This window comes from Caballeronia grimmiae (assembly GCF_000698555.1).
GTDB classification, from domain to species: domain Bacteria; phylum Pseudomonadota; class Gammaproteobacteria; order Burkholderiales; family Burkholderiaceae; genus Caballeronia; species Caballeronia grimmiae.
Genome location: NZ_JFHE01000023.1, coordinates 26816 through 44666, shown reverse-complemented (window position 1 = coordinate 44666; position 17851 = coordinate 26816). Strand labels below are relative to the sequence as shown.

The following is a 17851-nucleotide window of genomic DNA, read 5'->3' as shown; positions in this document are numbered from 1 at the left end:
TGGTGCATGTTCGCCCCAATAAATAAGTGCCACATCATACGACGCCTAACATAAACGGCGCTCGCACGACTCGAGACGCCGTTTCTTTGAAGGCCTTGCCGCTGACTGCCCCGCCGTTACTGGGCTTGAGGCGTTTCGCGCACTTTGCGCGGACGCCCGCGCGGCAACGGCGATACGCGCCGATTCGCCGCCCGCGACGCCCATTCGCGATACGCGTCGCTGCCGAGCACCCAGCCTTTGAGCGTCGCTTGAAGGAGACGGTTGGTCTCCCGCTCGTCGAGCGGCTGCTCCGAAAGCTCCTTGTACGCGTGCTGGCGCTCGAACGGCGTGTTGCCGAGCGACCAGAAGAGCGGATGGTCCGTGATGAGCGCATCGAGCGTCACGCCGATGTGATGCCGGTAGCTCGACCACTTGTAGTCATGCGGCGACGCAGCGAGTTGCGCGCGAACCGGCGCTGTTTCGACGACGCGCGTCGCGAGCAGGAAATAACGCTCGCCTTCGATAACCGTCGCGCGATAGCGCCCCTCCCACAACGTGCCGCGCCGCACGTAACGCCGATTGAAATGCGCGACGTAACGGCGTCCGACCGCCTGCATCGCTTTGGGCAGGCTCGCCTCGTCGCGAGGCGTCACGAGCAGATGCACGGCCTGCGGCATCAACGCATAGGCATGGATGGAAAGATGATGATCGCGTGAAGCCGTCCTCAAGCAGTCGATAAAAAGCTCGTAGTCCTGGTCGTCGACGAAGGCAGGTTGCTGGTCGAGACCACGCAGGATGACATGCTGCGGCTGATCGGGAACGTAGAGTCGTGCAAGCCGTGCCATTCTGGATATTCCGTTGGTCGCGTTTGTGTTACCCCGATCGGGGGCTGACGGGAGACGCCTGTGCTACGGGGCTTTCAGGCACATGCAAGCGCCGTGCAACAGGACTCCAAAGCCGCTGCCATCCTAGGGAAAATGCTCTACGGCGCCGCTATGGTTAGTTTGAAACGTTGTGTTCATAATGGGCGTGCTTTCTGGAGGAGCACAAATGAAAATAAAACAAGTCGCAACCGGGATTGCAGCTTTGGCGTGCGTGTCCACAGCGGCGCATGCACAGTCGGCTGGGTCCTTTTTTGCAACGGCAGGCTGGTTTCACCTCGCCCCACAGGACAGCAGCAGCCCGCTCAAAGAGACAAGTGTAGGCGGATCTCCCGTCAATATCAGCGCGCCGGGCACGGGCGCGGGTATCAGCAGTTCGGATACGGCCGGCTTCACCGTAGGTTACTTCGCGACCGACCACATCGCCGCCGAATTCGAAATGGGCATTCCCCCAACGTTCGACCTCAACGGCACCGGCAGGCTCGAACCGTTCGGCAAGATCGGCAGCGCGAAGCAATGGAGCCCAACGCTGCTCTTCAAATACTTCTTCAACGAACCGCAAGCGAAGTTCCGCCCGTATGTCGGCTTGGGCGTGACGCGCACCTGGTTCACCGATGCGAAGATCAGCAACGCGGCTTTCGAGGGCTCCGTGCTGCATGGTCCGACCACGGTCGATACGGATAGTTCGTGGGCGCCGGTCTTCAATGTCGGCGCTGTCTACAATTTCACGGAACACTGGTTCGCGGGGTTCTCCGTGTCCTTCATTCCGCTGAAAGCGACCGCCAAGCTGAGCACGCAAGCCCAGACGCCGGTCGGCACGCTCAACGTTCAATCGCAGGCGAAGATCACGATCAACCCGATCGTGACGTATCTGCGCGTCGGCTATCGTTTCTGATCTGTATGCCGATGTCTCACCGTTTCAAGCTCTCGGCAAACGCCGTCATGCGCTACCGCATGGCGGCGTTTGCTTTTACACGCTCCTTGTAAAAGTGACTTGCGCCGGCGCGCGGACGCCGCAGTAATTACGCATCGCGAGCGCCCAGCAGCGAGCCGCGACGGTCCGGCATCCTACTTGCTCTAAGCACCTTCCCCGCGATGCAAGCGGACTCCATCCACGATTCATCCATCGACGGAGCGATCTATGAACGCACTGCCTAACACGCGAGACGCCATCGGAGATTCATGGAACGCCACCGGCCGCCGCGCACGCCGCATGGCGCGTCATGGCCGCGAAGCAGCCCAGGATATCGGCGGCGAACTGCGCGTCCTTCTTTCCGAACTCGAAGGATTGCTGTCGGACGGCGCGTCCGCTGACGCCGCCGCGCTTCGCGCCCGAATCGGCGATCAGATCGATTCTGCGCGCGCTCGCCTCAATGCCACACCCGCCGTGGTCCGCGAGCGCGCCGCCGCCGCCTTCGACGACGCCGACGCCTATCTTCACGACAAGCCCTGGCAAACCATTGCCATCGTCGGCGGGCTGGCGCTCTTCGCGGGCATCCTGCTCTCGCGCGCCCGCTAGCGCGCCCTCACTTCGGCGCGTCTTCCAGAAAGTTCGCGCCGATGACATCGATGCGATCGGTGCAGATCGCATCGACGCCCCATTGTGCAAGCAGGCGCGCGCGCTCGGGATCGTTCACCGTGTAGGCCAGCACGCGCAGACCCGCGTGCTTGATTTCGCGCACGAGTGTTTCGTCAAGCGAACGATGGTCCGCGTGCAGCGACACGCACGCGAGCGCCGCCGTTTGCTCGCGCCACTCCGCCGGCACGCGTTCGTACAACATGCCGCGCGGGAGATCAGGCGCGGCATCGCGCGCCGCCTCCAATGCCGCATACGAAAACGACGACAACAGCGGCTCCGGTTCGACATCGTTCCACAGGCGCGCCGCCTCGCGTGCGACCTGTTCCCCGGTTTCGACTTCGCGCCCCGGACACGGCTTGATCTCGATGTTAGCCGCCACATTCAGCGACGCGCATCGCTCGCGCACTTCGGCGAGCGTCGGCATATGCGCGCCCGCGAATTCCTTGCCGAACCACGAACCGGCGTCGAGCGCGCGCAACTGCGCGTAGGTCATCGACTTCGCCGGGCCGTGGCCGTTCGACGTGCGGTCGACATCGTCGTCATGCAACAGGAAGACGACGTCGTCCGCGGACAGCTTCGCGTCGAACTCGATCATCTTGAGACCGAGACGCGCGCCTGTATCGATGCCTTCGAGCGTGTTCTCGGGCGCGAGCTTGCCGCCGCCGCGATGCGCGACGATGGCGGGGTACGGCCAGATTCTCATCGCAAAGCCTCCTTCAGTTGGCGCGCAATCCGGTAGCCGGATCGAAAAAATGCAGATGCCGCGCCGGCACCGATACCGCCAGCTTTTCCCCGCGCACCGGCCGATGCACGTGCGGCAAGCGCGCCGCCACGTCATGCTTGCCCCACTTGCCGTGCGCAAGATTGTCCGCGCCGAGCAATTCCGCCGAATCGACGTCGAGCACCGCTTGCGCCGCCTCATGGTTGCCCGGCGTCATGTGTTCCGGACGGATGCCGACGATCCACTCGCGCCCGAACATGGCACGCGTCACGCCGCTCGCGCCCGCAACCGTCAGCTTCGGACCGCCGCCCGCTACTTCGAACACCGAACCATCGTCGGACAGTCTGCCTTCGAGCAGATTCATGGCCGGCGATCCGATGAAACTCGCCACGAACACCGTAGCCGGCCGCTCGTACACTTCAGTCGGCGCGCCGATCTGTTCAGCGTGCCCCTTGTTCATCACGATGACGCGCTGCGCGAGCGTCATGGCTTCGATCTGGTCATGCGTGACGTAAAGGCTCGTCGTCGCGAGGCGCGCGTGCAGCCGCTGAATTTCGAGGCGCATCTGCACGCGCAGCTTGGCATCCAGATTGGACAGCGGCTCGTCGAACAGAAACACCGCCGGCTCACGCACGATGGCACGACCCATTGCAACTCGCTGCCGCTGGCCGCCGGACAACTCGCGCGGCTTGCGCGCCAGCAAATGCTCGAGCTCCAGAATACGCGCGGCGTTCGCGACGCGGCTTTCAATCGTTCCGCGATCTACGCCGCCGATCTTCAACGCATAGGCCATATTCTGCGCGACACTCATGTGCGGATAAAGTGCGTAATTCTGAAAGACCATCGCGATGTCGCGATCTTTCGGCTCCAGCTTGTTCACGACCTTGCCCGCAATCTCGATCGTGCCTTCCGACACGCTCTCGAGTCCCGCGACCATGCGCAGTAGCGTCGACTTGCCGCAACCGGATGGACCAACCATCACGACGAACTCGCCATCCTCGATCGATACATCGATGCCATGAAGCACGTATTGCGTGCCGTCGTATGTCTTCTTGACGCCTTTGAGTGTCAGTGCAGCCATTGATACCCGGTCTCCAGTTTTATTTTTCCGCGTCCACGAGTCCGCGCACGAACCAGCGCTGCATCGTCAGCACGACGGCGAGCGGCGGCAGCATCGCAAGCAGCGTCGCGCTCATCACGAGATGCCATTCGGTCGCGGTATCGCCCGAGGCGATCATGCTCTTGATGCCGACCACCGCCGTTTGCAGCGACTGCTGATTGGTGATCAGAATCGGCCAGAGGTACTGGTTCCAGCCGTAGATAAAAGTGATGACGAAAAGCGCCGCGATGTTCGTCTTCGACAGCGGCAGCACCACGTCCCAGAAGAAACGCAGCGGCCCCGCACCGTCGATGCGCGCCGCTTCCATTAGTTCGTCGGGCAGCGTCATGAAGAACTGCCGGAACAGGAAGGTCGCCGTCGCGGAGGCGATCAGCGGCAGCGTGAGACCGGCGTACGTGTTGGCGAGATGCATCGACGACACGACCTGCACCGTCGGAAAGATGCGGACTTCCACGGGCAGCATCAGCGTGACGAAGATCAGCCAGAACGCGAGGTTCTTCATCGGGAAGCGAAAGAAGACAATCGCATACGCCGAAATGATCGACACCGCGATCTTGCCGATGGAGATGACGAGCGCCATCACGAGACTATTGATGAGCATGCGTCCGAAGGGCGCCGCCGCATTGCCGCTGCCGTGCGTCCAGATGTGCGCAATGTTTTCGAAGAGATGCGTGCTCGGAATCAGCGAAAGCGGCACGCTGAATACTTCGCTCGAATTCATCGAGGCCGCGCAGAACGCGACGTACACCGGGAACACGACCAGCGCGACGCCGAGGATCAGCACCGCGTGACAGAAGATATCGAAGCCGCGACGATTCTCGATCATGAGTATTGCACCCTGCGTTCGACGAAGCGGAACTGCACGATGGTCAGCGCGACGACGATCACCATCAGCACGACCGACTGCGCGCCCGAGCTGCCGATGTCGAGTCCCTGAAACCCTTCCGCGAAGATCTTGTAGATCAGCGTCTTGGTCGATTGAGCGGGACCGCCGCCAGTGGCGGCATCGATGACGGGGAAGGTATCGAAGAACGCGTAGACCAGGTTGACGACGAGCAGGAAGAAACTCGTCGGCGACAGCAGCGGCAACGCAATGCCGAAGAAGCGCCGCACGGGACCGGCGCCGTCGATCGCGGCGGCTTCGATCAGCGATTGCGGTATCGCCTGCAGGCCGGCATAGAAGAACAGGAAGTTATAGCTGACCTGTTTCCACACCGACGCGAGCACGACGAGAAACATCGCCTGCGTGCCGTTGAGGGCGTGGTTCCATACGATGCCCTGCTTCGCGAGCGCGTACGTGACCAGCCCGATGCTCGGATTGAAGAGAAACGACCACAGCACGGCCGCGATGGCCGGGGCGACCGCATACGGCCAGATGAGCAGCGTCTGATACGCCTTCGCCCCGCGCGTCACGCGATCTGCGCATGCGGCGAGCAGCAGCGAGATCACGAGTCCGGACACGGTGACGAGCGCGCAGAAGATCATCGTCGTACTGAACGATGACAGGTACAGCGGGTCCGCGAAGAGCTGCCGGAAGTTTGCGAAGCCGACGAATTCGCTGGACGTGCCGAACGCGTCCTGGCTTTGCGTCGCTTGCCATAGCGCCTCGCCGGCGGGCCAGAGGAAGAAGAGCGCGGTGATCGCGAGTTGAGGCGCGACGAGCAGATACGGCAACACGCTCGTATCGAAACGAGACCGTTTTTCCATCGGTATGTCCTGAACGGCGCCCGCGTTTGGCGCGGGCGCATGCCTGACCGTGGCGCTTAACCGCCGCTCTTTTCGAAGCGGCGCAGAAGTTCGTCGCCGCGCTGCACGGAAGAATCGAGCGCCTGCTGCGGCGTCTTCTTTTCCGCCCACACCTGCTCGAGTTCTTCATCGACGATGGTGCGAATCTGCGGCATGTTGCCGAGACGCAGGCCCTTGGTATAGGCAAGCGGCGGCTTGTTCAGCATCTGCTTGATGGCGATGTCCGCGCCGGGATTCTTGTCGTAGAAGCCCTGCTTTTGCGTGAGTTCATAGGCGGCGGTCGTCACGGGCAGATAGCCGGTGTCCTGATGCCACTTCGCCGCGACCGGCGGCGTGGCCAGATACGCGAGGAACTTCGCGACGCCCTTGTACACCGCCGGGTCCTTGCCCGCCAGCACCCAAAGGCTCGCGCCGCCGATGATCGCGTTCTGCGGCGCGCCCTTCACGCTCGCGTCGTAAGGCATCATGCCGACGCCGAAATCGAACTTCGCATACTTCTGGATAGTCGCCCGCGAGCCCGACGAGTTCGTGATGATCCCGCAGTCGCCGCTATAGAACTTGGATACCGGCTCGTCCTTGCGCCCGACGTAAGTGAACGTGCCTTCCTTCGCCATCTTCTGCAGGAACTGGATATGCGCGACCTGCAGCGGCTTGTTGAACTCGAGCTTGGCATCGAGTCCGTCGAAGCCATTGTTCTTCGATGCAAACGGCGCCGCATGCCACGCGCTGTAGTTCTCCAGCTGAATCCAGCTCTGCCAGCCCGACGAATAGCCGCACGAATAGCCCGCCGCCTTCAGCTTCTTCGCGTCGGCTTCGACATCGGCCCAGGTTTTCGGCGGCTGGTTCGGATCGAGACCCGCCTTCTTGAACGCGTCCTTGTTGTAGTACAGAACGGGCGTGGAACTGTTGAACGGCATGGAGATGAGATGGCCGGTCTTCGCGTCGCTGTAATAGCCGGCGATGGTCGGCACGAACGCCTTCTCGTCGAGCGGCACGCCCGCTTGCTTGAACACGTCGGAGACCGGGAGCACGGCCTTTTTCGCCTGCATCATCGTTGCGGTGCCGACTTCGTAGACTTGCAGGATCGCGGGCGCATTGCCGCTGCGATACGCCGCGATGCCCGCTGCAAGCGTCTGGTCATAGGTGCCCTTGAACACCGGGACGATCGTGTAGTCGCTCTGCGACGCGTTGAAGTCCTTGGCGATGTCGTTCACGCGCTCGCCGAGGGCGGCCTCCATCGCGTGCCAGAACTGGATTTCCGTCGCGGCGCGCGCTGCGGTGCTGGCGCCGAAGGCCAGAACGGCAGCGGCCGTGATCGAGCGGAACGAGGGCGTGCATTTCATCGATGAGTCTCCTTTTTTACAGATTCGCGCTTGAAAACGCGCGATCTTAATTGTTGTCGATGACAAACAGACGTTGGTATTCCTTCAGTGCATATCGATCCGTCATTCCCGCGATGTAATGCGCGATCAGCCGCGCCTGCGTGCTCTCGTGGCATGGCGCGGCGGCGTCGTTCGCGGACTCTTCGGCCACGGCGAGACGCGCCTGGTACGCGGGCGGCAGCAAGCGCGGGTCGTCGGTAAAGGCGTCGAACAGGCCGGTGACGACGCGCTTCGCCTTGTTGGCCATGCGCATCACGCGGTAATGGCGATACAGGTTCTTGAACAGGAAGCGCTTGAGCGCGGCGGCTTGCGCGGCGACTTCATCGCTATGCGCGACGAGCAGCGGCGCACTGCGCACGTCTTCGATGGATGCCGGCTTCACGCGCGCCAGATTGCGGCTCGTGGTCTCGATCAGATCCACGATCAGCGTATTGATGATGCGGCGTATGGTCTCGTGAATGAGCCTGCGGCCTTCGATGCCGGGGAACTCCGCGCGCGCCGCATCGAAGTGCGTATGCCAGAGACTCACTTCGGACATTTGCTCGAGCGTGAGCAGGCCGGAACGCAGGCCATCGTCGACGTCGTGATTGTTGTACGCGATCTCGTCCGCGACGTTGGCAATCTGCGCTTCGAGCGATGGCTGCCTGCCCGCGAGAAAGCGTTCGCCGAGTTCGCCCAGCTTGCGTGCGTTCTCGCGTGAGCAATGCTTGAGAATGCCTTCACGCGTTTCGAAGCAGAGGTTGAGTCCGTCGAACGCGCCGTAGTGCTCTTCGAGCTGATCGACGACCGCGAGACTTTGCAGATTGTGTTCAAAGCCGCCTTGATCGCGCATGCATTCGTGCAGCGCGTCCTGCCCGGCGTGGCCGAACGGCGTGTGACCGAGATCATGCGCAAGCGATATCGCCTCGACGAGGTCTTCGTTCAGCCGCAGATTGCGCGCGACGGAACGCGCGATTTGCGCCACTTCCAGACTGTGCGTCAGACGCGTGCGGAACAGGTCGCCTTCGTGATTGACGAAAACCTGGGTCTTGTATTCGAGCCGGCGAAAGGCCGTCGAATGCACGATGCGATCGCGGTCGCGCTGAAACTCGGTGCGCGCGGCGGGCGGCGTCTCCGCATAGCGGCGTCCGCGCGACGTCGACGAACGCGCCGCATACGGCGCAAGATGGGCTTCGAGCGCCCCTTGCGACGGCGCTCCGAATCCTGCTTCTGTTTCGCTCACCGGCTGCCTCCGCATCGTCGTGGTTCCGGCTGCTGCGTGGCGCTCAGACGCTAGCTGCGAGCGTCGCACGCACGGCCTGATCGGGCGCGCTCGTGATCTCCGTCGCGCCAAAACGAGTCAGCAGGATGAATTTGATTTCGCCGGCTTCGGCTTTCTTGTCGACTTTCATCAGGTCGACGTAGCGGTCATCGCCCAGCTTCGGGCCGACGACCGGCAGCTTCGCCGCCTCGATGACGCGCACCAGCCGCTTGCGTGCGGCGTCGTCGAGCTTGCCGAGGCGCACCGACAAGTCGGCCGCCATGACCATGCCGCAACCGACCGCTTCGCCGTGCAGCCATTCGCCATAGCCGAGCCCGGCTTCGATGGCGTGGCCGAACGTATGGCCGAAATTGAGGATGGCGCGCTGCCCGCCTTCGCGTTCGTCCGACGCCACAACCGATGCCTTGATCTCGCACGAACGTTTGACCGCATGCGCGAGCGCGCTTTCGTCGCGGCTGTTCAATGCGCCGATGTTCGCTTCGATCCAGTGGAAGAAACCGGCATCGGCGATCGCGCCCGTCTTGATGACTTCCGCGATGCCCGCGGCCAGTTCGCGTTCCGGCAGCGTGTGCAGTGCGGCGATATCGGCGATGACAGCCTGCGGCTGATAGAACGCTCCGATCATGTTCTTGCCGAGCGGGTGATTGATGCCGGTCTTGCCCCCGACCGACGAATCCACCTGCGCAAGCAGCGTGGTCGGCACCTGAATGAACGGCACGCCGCGCATGTAGCAGGCCGCCGCGAAGCCGGTCATGTCGCCGACGACGCCGCCGCCGAGCGCGATGAGCGTCGTCTTGCGATCGGCGCGTTCGGTGAGGAGCGCGTCGAAGATGGTATTGAGCGTTTCCCAGTTCTTGTGCGCTTCGCCGTCGGGCAGAACGACGGTCGTCACTTTCTTGCCGAGCGGTTCGAGCGCGGCGCGCAGCGCATCGCCATAGAGCGGATCGACGGTCGCATTGGTGACGATGGCCACCGACGAGCCCTTGATATGCGGCGCAAAAAGCTCCGTGCGCCCGATCAGCCCCGCACCGATATGAATGGGATAGGCGCGCTCGCCCAGTTCGACATTGACTGTAATCATGGCGGACATTATGACTCAGCCGACTTGATGACGCCGGCCACCTCCAGTTGCATCAGGACCATGTTGACGAGCGCGTTGACCGTCGGCCGCCCGGTCTCCACGACGAAATGCGCACATTCCTGATAGAGCGGATCGCGCGTCTTGAACAGCGCTTCCAGCTTGCCGCGCGGATCTTCGGTCTGAAGCAGCGGCCGGTTCTTGTCGCGGCGGGTGCGCTGCCAGAGATCGTGCGGATTCGCGCGCAGATAAATGACGATGCCGCGATTCCTCAGATGTTCGCGATTCTCCTGCCGCAGCACCGCGCCGCCGCCTGTCGCGAGCACGATGCCGCTCTTCTGCGACAACTCGTCGATGACGTTGGCTTCGCGCTGGCGGAATCCGGCCTCGCCTTCGAGTTCCCAGATCACGGGTATCCGCGCGCCGGTGCGTGCTTCGATTTCCAGGTCGGAATCGATGAACGAGCGCTGCAAACGGCGCGCAACCGCACGGCCCACGGTGGTTTTACCCGCCCCCATGAGTCCGACGAAGAAGATGTTCGCGTTCGCGTGCCCTTCCTGCAACCTTGATCCTTTGACAATATGCAATTTGTTCGTGCGGCAGCTTAAGGGCAAACCGCCCGCTTTGTCGAGTCGCGCGCCCCGCGTCATCCCTTCGCCGCCACCACATGCGGCGTGATCAGGATGACCAGCTCGCTCTGCGACTTGCGCCGCGCGTCGTGACGAAACAGCCAGCCGATCAGCGGCAGCTTCGACAATCCCGGCACGCCGGTGACATCGACCCGTTCGTCTTCTGAATAAATGCCGCCGATCGCCACGGTCCCGCCATCCTCCACTTCCACGCGCGTCTGCACGTGCTTCGTGTTGATGGCCGGCCCTGCCGCCGTCTGCTCGCCGACGCTGTCTTTCGCGACATCCAGATCGAGAATGACGTGCCCGTGCGGCGTGATTTGCGGCTCGACCTCCAGTTTGAGCGCAGCGCGCCGAAACTGCACGCCCGAGACGCCATTGCCGACTTTCGCCTGATACGGCAGCTCCGTGCCCTGTTCGACGATCGCCTTCACGCGATCCGCCGTCACGACGCGCGGTCGCGACACGATCTGTCCCCGCCCCTCGGATTCGAGCGCGCTGAGTTCGATGTCCAGCAGCCGCGTGGCCTGCGCGGCGAAAAGCGTGAGCCCAGCGGTTGCCGCGTCGAAACCGTTGAGCGGCCGCGCCGACAGATCGTATACCACCCCGTCCTTGCCGCCCGCGATGCCGCGCGCGGAGTCTCCTGTCGGCGCGACGCCCAGCTTGACGCCGAGGTTGCGCGACAGCCCGGTCTCGCCTTCGACGATGCGCGCTTCGATCATCACTTGCGGCGTCGGCCTGTCGATGGATGCGATCAGCTCGGCGATCTGCTGCACGCGAGCGTCGAGATCGGTGACGAAAAGCAGATTGGTGCGCGCGTCGGCCATGGCGGAGCCGCGCTTCGACAGCACGCGCTGCGTGCCCGAGCCGGTCAGCAGCTTGCGCACGTCTTCGGCACGCGGATAGCGCAACGTGAAGGTGCGGCTTGCGAGCGGCTCCAGTTCCGCCGCGCGCGCGTGCGCCTCATAGCGCAACTTCTCGCGCGCCGCGAGTTCGGCGAGCGGCGCGACCCAGATCACGTTGCCGTGCTGCTCCATCGCCAGGCCGTTGACCTCGAGAAGCGTGTCGAACGCGCGCCGCCACGGCACCGCGACGAGATTGATCGACACCAGCCCGCGCACCTTCTCGCTCGCGATGATGTTGAGGCCGGTGAAGCGCGCGAAGCCTTGCAGCGCGGCGCTCAGGTCGGCGTTTTTAAGGTCGAGCGTGATCGGCTTGCCGTCATCGGCCTTCGTTCCGCTGAGGCGTTCCAGTTGCCGCAGCGGCACCGGCGGTCCTTCGAGCGGCTCGGCGGATTCGGCAGCGGGCTTTTCCGCGCTTGCCGTGGCCGTTGTTTGGGGCGGCGGCGGTGGCGCCAGCGGAATGGCCGTATCGATTGCGAACTGATCCGTCGGGAGCGTATCCAGCGTTGCCGGTAGCGGCGGCAACGGCGCGACGGGCGCATCGCCGACGTCGGCCGCCGTTGCCGCACGCGCCACGATGATCGCCGCGACGCTCATCGCGCGGAAGATGCATAGCGCCTTGCTCACTTGCGATCCTCCGCGAACGTCAGCATCCGCGACGCGCCCTCGCCGCTTGCAAGCTGTATCGCGCGGGGCTGAACGCGTTCGAGCCGCTCGTCGCCGATCTGCTGTCCCGGTTCGTAGTGGTCGACGTTCTTCGCGCTCTGCACGAGCGCCATCGCGCGGTGGCGCGCCACCATCGTGCCGACGAGCAGCATGCCCGCATCACGAGCGAGACCGGTTGCGCCGTCCCTGCCGAACGGATCGACGATGAAGGCGTTCGTGCGCGCGGGCTCCGAAAGCGGCACCGCAGGCAGCGTTTCGTGGATGCGCAGTGTCGCATCGATCGTCACCGCGCCGGCCTGACGCTTGATTTGCACAGCCTCCGGCACGATCAGGCGCGGCAGGCCGGCGAGCGCCTCCAGAAAGCGGCGAACTTCGGGAAACGCGCCGTCCGCCCGGAAGGTGAGCGCGCGTTCCGTTGCCGGCTGCGTTGACGTCCGGGCTCCGCTTTTCGCCGACGATTGCGGCTCGATCTCCGTCACGCGCAGTCCGCTCTGCGCAGCGAGTGCGGCCACTGCGTGAAGCGCATCGGCAGCGGTCCAGGTGGCGGGCGTCATGCTCGTGGCCGCAATGCGCGCGCGTAGTTCCGGCAACGCCGCGACGATTCCGCGGGCATCGTCCGCTTTGCGTTGGGTTGCGGCGAGCGCGGTGCGGGCGGCATCGCGCTGGCTCAGGCCCGAAGCGAGCCAGCCTTCGACGCCCAGCGCGAACACGCATACGAAAAGCGCGAGCGCCGTAAGAGCCGTGCGGCGCGTCGACCACGCGTGCAGCGGTCGCAGCAGCGGAGTGCGGGCGCGCCCGTGCGAGTGCGAGCGCAAGCCCCCGGGGACAGTCATCGTCAGGGTGTTCATTGCGGTTTCCTTTGCATTGATGTTTTCGCCGGTGCGGCCGTGGTTTTCGCTTCAGCCGGCGCATAGCGCACCAGCGCGATAAATTCATAGCGATCGATTGCCGGCGCGACCGCATCGCGCTTCGCGGATGGCCCCGTTTCCACGCGCCGCTTCATCTCCACGACCTCGACCGATTGCACGCCGCGCAAGTCCTCCAGCCGTTTGAGCCAGCGCGCCGCCGTCTGGGAATCCGGGGCGAGCGCGGCAAGCTCGACTTCATCGGCCCGCTGGGAAATGCGTTGGAGAACGACGTCCGTGCGCGACGGCGCATCCGCGAGCGCTTCCAGCAGCGCGAGGAACCGGTCGCGCGGTCCGGCGAGCGGTTGCGCCGCGTCACGCGCCCGGCGACGCTCGGCCTCGGTGCGAAGAAGGCGCGCGTGTTCGTCGATAGCCGCGTTCGATGCGCGCAGCGTCGCTTCCAGTGCGATACGCCGTTCATCCAGACGCGTGCGCTCGAAGGCGTCCCAGCCCGCGACGCTTCCCACAGCCGCGCATCCGGCGAGGCTTGCGACGGCCAGGATCGCGAGCCGCTGCCGTCGCAGCGCACGACGGTTGCGAGACCGGTAAGGCAGCAGATTGAAGCCGTCGATGGTGGCGGCGCTCGTCATTGCAGCACCTCGCGCAATGCGAGTCCGAACGCGGTGGCGAAAAGCGGCGAATGCTTCATCGCGGCATCGATTTCCGACGCGCCGTTGCAATACGGCGCAGCCTCGAAGGGCAGCGCGGGGCAGCCGACGATCTTCGCCAGCGCCGGCAGCGGAAGGCCCGCGTTCGTCAGCAAGTGCGTCTGACCGCCGACGTACGCGCAGTCGATCGGCGTCGTTTCGCCCGCCAGATGGCGCAGCGCGTCAGCGATGCTCACGTATTCCGGCGCGGGATAGCGCGCCTCGCTCTCCACTTCGCCGGCGCTCACGACCCACGCGTGCAGCCCCGAGCTTTCGAGCCAGCAAGCGAGATAGCGCGCATCGGCGTCCAGTTCGACGCGGCCCGAATGACGCATCGCGCGCAGGGCCGCGGCCGGTTCGCCGTCGATGGCGCACAACGCGATGCCCGCTGCCGCCGCCGTTTCCACGCGCGCCTCGACGTGCCGCCTGGCCGTCGCCGCGATCGTCACATAGGCGTTCCCGTCGTCGCGAGCCTCGACGGACCAGTCGACTGCGAGCGCGCCGCGCTCCATGCCCGATGCGCGCTCCGCCTCGGCGAGCACCGCCGGCTCGAGCAAGCCGCGTGGATCGCTGCCGATATCCGGCACGTCCGGCTGACGCGCCTCGATCAGCCGCGCGAGCGGCACCCGTGTGGTCAGCGTCGCCGATGCGGGGAGGCCCATCGAACAGCGCAGCGCGCTCCACGCGCCGTTCTGCGGCATGCGTTCGACCGCTTCGCGCAACGCCGCAGCGACGGCCGCGCGATCGACGAAATCGCCGCCCACCACCGCCCCCGCCGCGATTGGAACCGCATCCAGATGCTCGACGCACACGGTCGAATCCCGCTTCAGCCGCCGGCTGAGAACCGCGAGCCGCACTGCGTCCTCGCTTATGTCGATACCCGCCGCGAACCGGCGCGTGACCGTCAGCACCGCGCCGCGCAAGGCGCTTTCCTTCTTCATGTCCACTCCTTCCGTCACTCGCGCGCCGAAACATTCGCGCGCTTTCGATGCACGAATTCTCGTGAAGGCGGCACACGGCGAACATTCGGCCGAACGGCTAACGCGAGCGATGACACGATGTTTTCGCGGGACATCGCGCGTATCTTGGCAACAGGAAAAGCGACGCGGATTGCATTGGACTGTTACCCGAGTGCCTAGGAAATTCCCGAAACCCGGACGGCTATAATCCCGGGACTGTTTTTGGTGGTGCTATGCAATCCTCTTCCCCGACTAATCCGCCGGCCACGCCGCCCGAAGGCCCGATAAAGCCTCGACGTTCGTGGTTTGCGCGGCTGCTTTTAGGCTCGCTCGTCTGCGTTTTCGCGCTGATCGTCTCCATTGCGCTGGTGTTCGGCTATGCGCTCATCGTGGCGATGCCGAACCTGCCATCGCTCGATGCGCTCACCGACTATCGGCCGAAAGTGCCGCTGCGCATCTACACCGCCGATCACGTGCTGATCGGCGAATTCGGCGAGGAACGCCGCAGCGTCGTGCGCATTCAGGAAGTGCCCGATCGCCTGAAGAAAGCCGTGCTCGCAATCGAAGACGCGCGTTTTTACGATCACGGCGGCGTCGATGTCATGGGCATCGTGCGCGCGGGAACGGTTGCATTGTCGAATGGGCATGCGTCGCAAGGCGCGAGCACGATCACGATGCAGGTCGCGCGAAACTTCTTCCTGTCGAGCGAAAGGACGTACACCCGCAAGATCTACGAGATGCTGCTCGCCTACAAGATCGAGCGTGCGTTGACGAAGGATCAGATTCTTGAGGTGTACATGAATCAGATCTATCTCGGACAGCGTGCGTACGGGTTTGCGAGCGCGGCGCGCGTCTATTTCGGCAAGGACCTGAAGGACATCACGCTCGCCGAAGCGGCGATGCTCGCGGGTCTGCCGAAGGCGCCGTCGGCATATAACCCGGTCGTGAATCCGAAGCGCGCGAAGGTTCGGCAGGAGTACATCCTTCAGCGGATGCGCGAGCTGAACTTCATCACGCCGGAAGAGTACGCGACGGCGGTGAAACAGCCGCTCATCGTGAAGGGACAGGGGCGCGAGTTCAGTGTCCACGCGGAATACGTCGCGGAAATGGTCCGGCAGATGATGTACGCGCAATATCGCGAAGAAGCCTATACGCGCGGCTTCAACGTCGTGACGACGATCGATTCCGCCGATCAGGACGCCGCCTATCACGCGCTGCGCCGAGGCCTGATGGACTACGAACGGCGTCATGGCTATCGCGGGCCGGAAGGTTTCATCGATCTGCCGGCGGACGCGGATGACCGTGAACAGGCCATCGACGATGCGCTCGCCGAGCATCCGGACAACGGCGAGATCGTCGCGGCGGTCGTGACGTCGGCGAGTCCGAAGGAAGTGAAGGCGAGCTTCATCGACGGCAACGTGGCCACCATCACCGGCAACGATCTGCGCTTCGTCGCGAACGCGCTTTCGCCGCGTGCGCAGCCGAACCAGCGCATTCGTCCGGGCGCGATCGTGCGGCTCGCGAAAAGCAGCGACGGCGACTGGTCCATCACGCAACTGCCCCAAGTCGAAGGCGCGTTGATCTCGCTCGTGCCGCAGGACGGCGCAATCCGCGCGCTCGTCGGCGGGTTCGACTTCAACAAGAACAAGTTCAACCACGTCACGCAGGCGTGGCGTCAGCCGGGCTCGAGCTTCAAGCCGTTCATTTATTCTGCGTCGCTGGAGAAAGGTTTGTCGCCGGCGACGATCATCAACGACGGCCCGCTCTTCTTCAGCGCCGCCGAAACCGGTGGCCAGGCGTGGGAGCCGAAGAACTACGGCGGCGGCTTCGACGGCCCGATGACCATGCGCACCGCGCTGCAGAAGTCGAAGAACATGGTGTCGATCCGCATCCTGAACAACATCGGCACGAAGTACGCGCAGCAGTACATCACGCGCTTCGGCTTCGATGCGGACCGTCATCCGGCGTATCTGCCGATGGCGCTCGGCGCGGGCCTCGTGACGCCGCTGCAGATGGCGTCGGGCTATGCGGTGTTCGCGAACGGCGGCTATCGCGTGAATCCGTATCTGATCGCCGATATCACCGACCCGCGTGGCGCCGTGGTGTCGCATCCGCAACCGCTCGTCGCGCAGGGCAGCGCGCCGCTCGCCATCACGCCGCGCAATGCATTCGTGATGAACAGCCTGCTGCAAAGTGTTGCGCAGCACGGCACGGCTGCGAAGACGAATCAGATGAAGCGCGGCGACCTTGCCGGCAAGACCGGCACGACGAACGATTCGCGCGATGCGTGGTTCGCCGGCTATCAGCGTTCGCTCGTCGCGATCGCGTGGATCGGCTACGACAATCCGCGCAGTCTCGGCGACCGCGAAACCGGCGGCGGTCTCGCGCTGCCCGTGTGGATGGAATACATGACGCGCGCGCTGCAAGGCGTGCCCGAGTACAGGCCGATGATGCCGCCCGATGTGAAATCGCTCGGCGGCGAGCTGTACTACGACGACATGACGCCGGGCCACGGCTTCATCGCGACGATCGGGGTAAGTCAGGCGCCGCCGCAGGAAGGCGGCGTGTCGGGCGTGACCGCGCCGACGCCGGATGTCGGCGAGCAGGAAAAGCAGGACATCATGAATCTGTTCAAGGGCCAGTAGCCCTTTTCCACACCGTCTGCTTTTCCCTCACCTCACGAGCCGGTCACGCTGAAAAGCGGATCGGCTCGCCTGCCTGCTCGGTCGAATACTTGCTCAGCGCGGCGAAAAACTCGCTGTCGTCCCGGGTGTCGCGCCACTGACCATCGACGTATTTGTAGTGGAATCCGCCCGACTTCGCCGCGAGCCAGATTTCGTGCTTCGGCGGCTGCAAGTTGACGATCACCTTCGTGCGATTCTCGAATTCCAGCGTCAGCACATTGCCGCTTCGCTCGAATTCGATGTCGGCTTCGGCCGTGTCCACATCGCGCTCGATCGCGGTCAGCACGGCCTCCGCCAACGTCAGGTATTCCTGGTCTGTCATGCTAAACTCCATCGATTCTATGTACAGGGACGGTCATGCGAGTTGTTTTCAGGATGAGCGCGATTGTAGCGGCTGTCAGCGTTTGCGCCGCGGCCACAGTCACGCTCGGCGGTTGTGGGCAACGCGGTCCGCTTTATCTTCCCGTCGTGCCTCCCATGCCGCAGCGTCCTGACAATCTGCAGGATACGCCGCCTTCCGACGTGACTCCCGACGACGAAACCGCCTCGCGCGCCAACCCGGCCCGCGCTGCATCCGGCGACATTCCGGATACGTCCGGCGACGCGCTCTCGCTCGCACCCGAGACGGACCTGAAATCGACGCCCGCCGCCGCACCGAAAGCGGCTTCGTCCGCGTACTGACAGCAAGCCTGTGTGCCTTCCGGCGCATCCC

18 protein-coding genes are annotated in these 17851 nt (G+C 64.1%); 4 read left to right on the top strand and 14 right to left on the bottom strand.

Translation table 11 applies throughout. From position 1 onward, the window contains the following. Positions 1-116 precede the first annotated feature (116 nt). The gene (locus tag BG57_RS20700) at positions 117-824 is read right to left on the bottom strand and encodes a transposase (RefSeq protein WP_035967658.1); all 708 of its coding nucleotides are present in this window, start codon (positions 822-824) and stop codon (positions 117-119) included. 205 nt (positions 825-1029) lie between these two features. Between BG57_RS20700 and BG57_RS20695 the strand changes: the two genes are divergently transcribed. Further along, positions 1030-1755, top strand: coding sequence for an OmpW/AlkL family protein (locus BG57_RS20695; protein ID WP_035967657.1), 726 nt, complete (start codon positions 1030-1032; stop codon positions 1753-1755). Positions 1756-2001: 246 nt separating this feature from the next. After that, positions 2002-2379: a DUF883 family protein gene (locus BG57_RS20690; protein ID WP_035967655.1), complete on the top strand. Its 378-nt coding sequence runs from the start codon at positions 2002-2004 to the stop codon at positions 2377-2379. 7 nt (positions 2380-2386) lie between these two features. On the opposite strand, the gene ugpQ is transcribed toward BG57_RS20690, so the two are convergent. The 12 genes from ugpQ to pilM form a co-directional block, all read right to left on the bottom strand. Then, entirely contained in the window at positions 2387-3142 is a 756-nt protein-coding gene (gene ugpQ, locus BG57_RS20685) for a glycerophosphodiester phosphodiesterase (RefSeq protein ID WP_035967654.1), read from the bottom strand. A 13-nt stretch (positions 3143-3155) separates the two neighbouring features. Continuing rightward, positions 3156-4241, bottom strand: coding sequence for a sn-glycerol-3-phosphate import ATP-binding protein UgpC (locus tag BG57_RS20680; RefSeq protein WP_035967652.1), 1086 nt, complete (start codon positions 4239-4241; stop codon positions 3156-3158). Positions 4242-4260: 19 nt separating this feature from the next. Next, a complete protein-coding gene (ugpE, locus tag BG57_RS20675; RefSeq protein WP_035967649.1) occupies positions 4261-5106 on the bottom strand; it encodes a sn-glycerol-3-phosphate ABC transporter permease UgpE in 846 nt (281 codons plus the stop codon). Beyond that, complete coding sequence (ugpA, locus tag BG57_RS20670; RefSeq protein WP_035967648.1) at positions 5103-5987, bottom strand: sn-glycerol-3-phosphate ABC transporter permease UgpA; 885 nt, start codon at positions 5985-5987, stop codon at positions 5103-5105. Before ugpA ends, ugpE begins: the two co-directional genes overlap by 4 nt. Before the next feature lie 56 nt (positions 5988-6043). Further along, complete coding sequence (ugpB, locus tag BG57_RS20665) at positions 6044-7369, bottom strand: sn-glycerol-3-phosphate ABC transporter substrate-binding protein UgpB (RefSeq protein ID WP_035967647.1); 1326 nt, start codon at positions 7367-7369, stop codon at positions 6044-6046. Positions 7370-7415: 46 nt separating this feature from the next. Beyond that, entirely contained in the window at positions 7416-8645 is a 1230-nt protein-coding gene (locus tag BG57_RS20660; protein ID WP_152562650.1) for a deoxyguanosinetriphosphate triphosphohydrolase, read from the bottom strand. A 28-nt stretch (positions 8646-8673) separates the two neighbouring features. Further along, positions 8674-9750, bottom strand: coding sequence for a 3-dehydroquinate synthase (gene aroB / locus BG57_RS20655; RefSeq protein WP_035967727.1), 1077 nt, complete (start codon positions 9748-9750; stop codon positions 8674-8676). Positions 9751-9758: 8 nt separating this feature from the next. Beyond that, entirely contained in the window at positions 9759-10310 is a 552-nt protein-coding gene (gene aroK, locus BG57_RS20650) for a shikimate kinase AroK (protein WP_035967726.1), read from the bottom strand. 83 nt (positions 10311-10393) lie between these two features. Beyond that, a complete protein-coding gene (locus tag BG57_RS20645) occupies positions 10394-11875 on the bottom strand; it encodes a type IV pilus secretin PilQ (protein ID WP_035967724.1) in 1482 nt (493 codons plus the stop codon). A gap of 26 nt (positions 11876-11901) precedes the next feature. Next, the gene (gene pilO, locus BG57_RS20640) at positions 11902-12792 is read right to left on the bottom strand and encodes a type 4a pilus biogenesis protein PilO (protein WP_035967643.1); all 891 of its coding nucleotides are present in this window, start codon (positions 12790-12792) and stop codon (positions 11902-11904) included. Next, complete coding sequence (locus BG57_RS20635) at positions 12789-13439, bottom strand: PilN domain-containing protein (protein ID WP_052005912.1); 651 nt, start codon at positions 13437-13439, stop codon at positions 12789-12791. The genes pilO and BG57_RS20635 overlap by 4 nt, the downstream gene beginning before the upstream one ends. Further along, positions 13436-14437, bottom strand: coding sequence for a pilus assembly protein PilM (gene pilM, locus BG57_RS20630; protein WP_035967721.1), 1002 nt, complete (start codon positions 14435-14437; stop codon positions 13436-13438). The genes BG57_RS20635 and pilM overlap by 4 nt, the downstream gene beginning before the upstream one ends. 251 nt (positions 14438-14688) lie before the next feature. Between pilM and BG57_RS20625 the strand changes: the two genes are divergently transcribed. Further along, on the top strand, positions 14689-17100 hold the full coding sequence (locus BG57_RS20625; protein ID WP_035967642.1) for a penicillin-binding protein 1A: 2412 nt from the start codon (positions 14689-14691) through the stop codon (positions 17098-17100). 43 nt (positions 17101-17143) lie between these two features. Here the strand turns inward: BG57_RS20625 and cyaY are convergent, their stop codons facing one another. Next, the gene (gene cyaY, locus BG57_RS20620; protein WP_035967641.1) at positions 17144-17461 is read right to left on the bottom strand and encodes an iron donor protein CyaY; all 318 of its coding nucleotides are present in this window, start codon (positions 17459-17461) and stop codon (positions 17144-17146) included. A 35-nt stretch (positions 17462-17496) separates the two neighbouring features. Between cyaY and lptM the strand changes: the two genes are divergently transcribed. Continuing rightward, on the top strand, positions 17497-17820 hold the full coding sequence (gene lptM, locus BG57_RS20615) for an LPS translocon maturation chaperone LptM (protein WP_035967640.1): 324 nt from the start codon (positions 17497-17499) through the stop codon (positions 17818-17820). The last annotated feature ends 31 nt before the right edge of the window (positions 17821-17851 follow it).

What these genes read in the sequence shown, in the direction of transcription:
- BG57_RS20635 (WP_052005912.1), bottom strand. Translation starts at nt 13,439, where the DNA reads ATGACGAGCGCCGCCACCATCGACGGCTTCAATCTGCTGCCTTACCGG.
- pilM (WP_035967721.1), bottom strand. Translation starts at nt 14,437, where the DNA reads ATGAAGAAGGAAAGCGCCTTGCGCGGCGCGGTGCTGACGGTCACGCGC.
- BG57_RS20625 (WP_035967642.1), top strand. Translation starts at nt 14,689, where the DNA reads ATGCAATCCTCTTCCCCGACTAATCCGCCGGCCACGCCGCCCGAAGGC.
- BG57_RS20680 (WP_035967652.1), bottom strand. Translation starts at nt 4,241, where the DNA reads ATGGCTGCACTGACACTCAAAGGCGTCAAGAAGACATACGACGGCACG.
- cyaY (WP_035967641.1), bottom strand. Translation starts at nt 17,461, where the DNA reads ATGACAGACCAGGAATACCTGACGTTGGCGGAGGCCGTGCTGACCGCG.
- BG57_RS20690 (WP_035967655.1), top strand. Translation starts at nt 2,002, where the DNA reads ATGAACGCACTGCCTAACACGCGAGACGCCATCGGAGATTCATGGAAC.
- ugpE (WP_035967649.1), bottom strand. Translation starts at nt 5,106, where the DNA reads ATGATCGAGAATCGTCGCGGCTTCGATATCTTCTGTCACGCGGTGCTG.
- ugpQ (WP_035967654.1), bottom strand. Translation starts at nt 3,142, where the DNA reads ATGAGAATCTGGCCGTACCCCGCCATCGTCGCGCATCGCGGCGGCGGC.
- BG57_RS20695 (WP_035967657.1), top strand. Translation starts at nt 1,030, where the DNA reads ATGAAAATAAAACAAGTCGCAACCGGGATTGCAGCTTTGGCGTGCGTG.
- BG57_RS20700 (WP_035967658.1), bottom strand. Translation starts at nt 824, where the DNA reads ATGGCACGGCTTGCACGACTCTACGTTCCCGATCAGCCGCAGCATGTC.
- ugpA (WP_035967648.1), bottom strand. Translation starts at nt 5,987, where the DNA reads ATGGAAAAACGGTCTCGTTTCGATACGAGCGTGTTGCCGTATCTGCTC.
- BG57_RS20645 (WP_035967724.1), bottom strand. Translation starts at nt 11,875, where the DNA reads ATGAGCGTCGCGGCGATCATCGTGGCGCGTGCGGCAACGGCGGCCGAC.
- pilO (WP_035967643.1), bottom strand. Translation starts at nt 12,792, where the DNA reads ATGAACACCCTGACGATGACTGTCCCCGGGGGCTTGCGCTCGCACTCG.
- BG57_RS20660 (WP_152562650.1), bottom strand. Translation starts at nt 8,645, where the DNA reads ATGCGGAGGCAGCCGGTGAGCGAAACAGAAGCAGGATTCGGAGCGCCG.
- lptM (WP_035967640.1), top strand. Translation starts at nt 17,497, where the DNA reads ATGCGAGTTGTTTTCAGGATGAGCGCGATTGTAGCGGCTGTCAGCGTT.
- aroB (WP_035967727.1), bottom strand. Translation starts at nt 9,750, where the DNA reads ATGATTACAGTCAATGTCGAACTGGGCGAGCGCGCCTATCCCATTCAT.
- ugpB (WP_035967647.1), bottom strand. Translation starts at nt 7,369, where the DNA reads ATGAAATGCACGCCCTCGTTCCGCTCGATCACGGCCGCTGCCGTTCTG.